Origin of the sequence: Nitrosomonas halophila (assembly GCF_900107165.1) — a bacterium.
GTDB lineage: Bacteria > Pseudomonadota > Gammaproteobacteria > Burkholderiales > Nitrosomonadaceae > Nitrosomonas > Nitrosomonas halophila.
In genome coordinates, this window is the sequence record NZ_FNOY01000106.1 from 2,130 (window position 1) to 5,478 (window position 3,349).

Annotated in this window: 2 rRNA genes; both read left to right on the top strand. The window is 48.1% G+C overall.

The window, feature by feature from the left end:
* The first annotated feature begins 140 nt into the window (after nt 1–140).
* Nucleotides 141–3,028: ribosomal RNA gene (locus BLV85_RS14085) — 23S ribosomal RNA — on the top strand.
* 95 nt (nt 3,029–3,123) lie between these two features.
* A 5S ribosomal RNA gene (gene rrf, locus BLV85_RS14090) occupies nt 3,124–3,236 on the top strand.
* The last annotated feature ends 113 nt before the right edge of the window (nt 3,237–3,349 follow it).

Below are 3,349 nucleotides of genomic sequence, written 5' to 3' on the forward strand. Positions count from 1 at the left end.
CTTGTTTGTATTGATCTTTAAAAATTAGTAGATAAATTTGGGTTCGATTGTATCTTTTAAATAAAGATATAAATTTTCTATAGTCGAATGAAAGATAGCTTGAGCGGAAGTGATTGCTCGGTAAATTTTCAAGATTATAGGATCAAGCAAATAAGTGCATGTGGTGGATGCCTTGGCGATTACAGGCGATGAAGGACGTGGAAGCCTGCGAAAAGCTTCGGGGAGCTGGCAAACAAGCTTTGATCCGGAGATATCCGAATGGGAAAACCCACCCGCAAGGGTAACCGCTCCTGAATATATAGGGAGATGGTGGCTAACCTGGTGAACTGAAACATCTAAGTAACCAGAGGAAAAGAAATCAACCGAGATTCCCAAAGTAGTGGCGAGCGAAATGGGATCAGCCTGCAGTTTTTAGCATTTAGATTAATCGAATTATATGGAAATATAAGCCATAGTGGGTGATAGCCCCGTAGATAAAAATCTGAATGTGGAACTAGGATTGCGACAAGTAGGGCGGGACACGTGAAATCCTGTCTGAACATGGGGGGACCATCCTCCAAGGCTAAATACTCGTAATCGACCGATAGTGAACCAGTACCGTGAGGGAAAGGCGAAAAGAACCCCGGGAGGGGAGTGAAATAGATCCTGAAACCGCATGCATACAAACAGTGGGAGCCCTGGTTTGACTGGGGTGACTGCGTACCTTTTGTATAATGGGTCAGCGACTTACATTCAGTAGCAAGCTTAACCGATAGGGGAAGCGCAGCGAAAGCGAGTCTTAATAGGGCGTTTAGTTGCTGGGTGTAGACCCGAAACCAGATGATCTACTCATGGCCAGGATGAGGCGAAGGTAATACTTCGTGGAGGTCCGAACCCACTAATGTTGAAAAATTAGGGGATGAGCTGTGAGTAGGGGTGAAAGGCTAAACAAATCTGGAAATAGCTGGTTCTCTCCGAAAACTATTTAGGTAGTGCCTCATATATCACCTCTGGGGGTAGAGCACTGTTATGGCTAGGGGGTCGTCAAGATTTACCAAACCATGGCAAACTCCGAATACCAGAGAGTGTAAGTATGGGAGACAGACATCGGGTGCTAACGTTCGGTGTCGAGAGGGAAACAACCCAGACCCTCAGCTAAGGTCCCAAAGATGCAGTTAAGTGGTAAACGAAGTGGGAAGGCACAGACAGTCAGGAAGTTGGCTTAGAAGCAGCCATCCTTTAAAGAAAGCGTAATAGCTCACTGATCGAGTCGTCCTGCGCGGAAGATGTAACGGGGCTAAACTGCACACCGAAGCTAGGGATTTGCAAGTAATTGCAAATGGTAGGAGAGCGTTCCGTAAGCCTGAGAAGGTGATTCGAGAGGATTGCTGGAGGTATCGGAAGTGCGAATGCTGACATGAGTAGCGATAAAGGAAGTGAAAGGCTTCCTCGCCGTAAACCCAAGGTTTCCTGTGCAACGTTCATCGGCGCAGGGTGAGTCGGCCCCTAAGGTGAGGCAGAAATGCGTAACTGATGGGAAACTGGTTAATATTCCAGTACCTTTATTTAATGCGATGTGGGGACGAAGAAGGCTAGCTTATCCGGGTGTTGGATGTCCCGGTTGAAGCGCGTAGACATGCTGTTCAGGCAAATCCGGACAGCTAAGTTGAGACGTGATAACGAAACTCCTTAGGGAGCCAAGTAAGTGATGCCCTGCTTCCAGGAAAAGCCGCTAAGCTTCAGTTAGATAAAGACCGTACCGTAAACCGACACAGGTGGGTGGGATGAGAATTCTAAGGCGCTTGAGAGAACTCGGGAGAAGGAACTCGGCAAATTGACACCGTAACTTCGGAAGAAGGTGTGCCTTTTGTACGTGTAGCATCTTGCATGTGAAGCGGAAGGAGGTTGCAATAAAAAGGTGGCTGCGACTGTTTAATAAAAACACAGCACTCTGCAAACACGAAAGTGGACGTATAGAGTGTGACGCCTGCCCGGTGCCGGAAGGTTAAGTGATGGGGTGCAAGCTCTTGATCGAAGCCCCGGTAAACGGCGGCCGTAACTATAACGGTCCTAAGGTAGCGAAATTCCTTGTCGGGTAAGTTCCGACCTGCACGAATGGCGTAACGATGGCCACACTGTCTCCTCCCGAGACTCAGCGAAGTTGAAATGTTTGTGAAGATGCAATCTACCCGCGGCTAGACGGAAAGACCCCGTGCACCTTTACTGTAGCTTTACATTGGATTTTGATCCTACTTGTGTAGGATAGGTGGGAGGCTGTGAAGTAGGCTCGCTAGAGCTTATGGAGCCATCCTTGAAATACCACCCTGGTATGATTGAAGTTCTAACCTAGGTCCATAATCTGGATCGGGGACCGTGTATGGTAGGCAGTTTGACTGGGGCGGTCTCCTCCCAAAGAGTAACGGAGGAGTGCGAAGGTACGCTAGGTACGGTCGGAAATCGTGCTGATAGTGCAATGGCATAAGCGTGCTTGACTGCGAGACTGACAATTCGAGCAGATGCGAAAGCAGGTCATAGTGATCCGGTGGTTCTGTATGGAAGGGCCATCGCTCAACGGATAAAAGGTACGCCGGGGATAACAGGCTGATTCCTCCCAAGAGTTCATATCGACGGGGGAGTTTGGCACCTCGATGTCGGCTCATCACATCCTGGGGCTGTAGTCGGTCCCAAGGGTATGGCTGTTCGCCATTTAAAGTGGTACGTGAGCTGGGTTTAAAACGTCGTGAGACAGTTTGGTCCCTATCTGCCGTGGGCGTTGGAAGTTTGAGTGGGGCTGCTCCTAGTACGAGAGGACCGGAGTGGACGCACCTCTGGTGTACCGGTTATAACGCCAGTTGTATCGCCGGGTAGCTAAGTGCGGAAGAGATAACCGCTGAAAGCATCTAAGCGGGAAACTTGCCATAAGATAAGACTTCCCGGGAGTTTAACTCCCCTAAAGGTTCGTTGAAGACGACAACGTTGATAGGTCGAGTGTGGAAGCGCAGCAATGCGTTAAGCTAATCGATACTAATTGACCGTGCGGCTTGATCCTATAATCTTGAAAATTTGAATATCAATATAGAATTGATAGTAATCGACCCATTTTAGACGAAGGAGTTAACCTGATTCCTTCGTTATCCAGTTTTGCTTGGCGGCCATAGCGCTTTGGAACCACCTTTTCCCATCCCGAACAGAGAAGTGAAACGAAGTTGCGCCGATGATAGTGTGTTTTCGCATGTGAAAGTAGGTCACCGCCAAGCGCTCATTTAGAGTCAAATGATGATGCTAGATGCAAGTATAGTCTTGCGATCTGGCCAATCATCTGTTCCATATACGTTATCCAGTCACTAAGTTAGATCATTTAGTTTAGTGA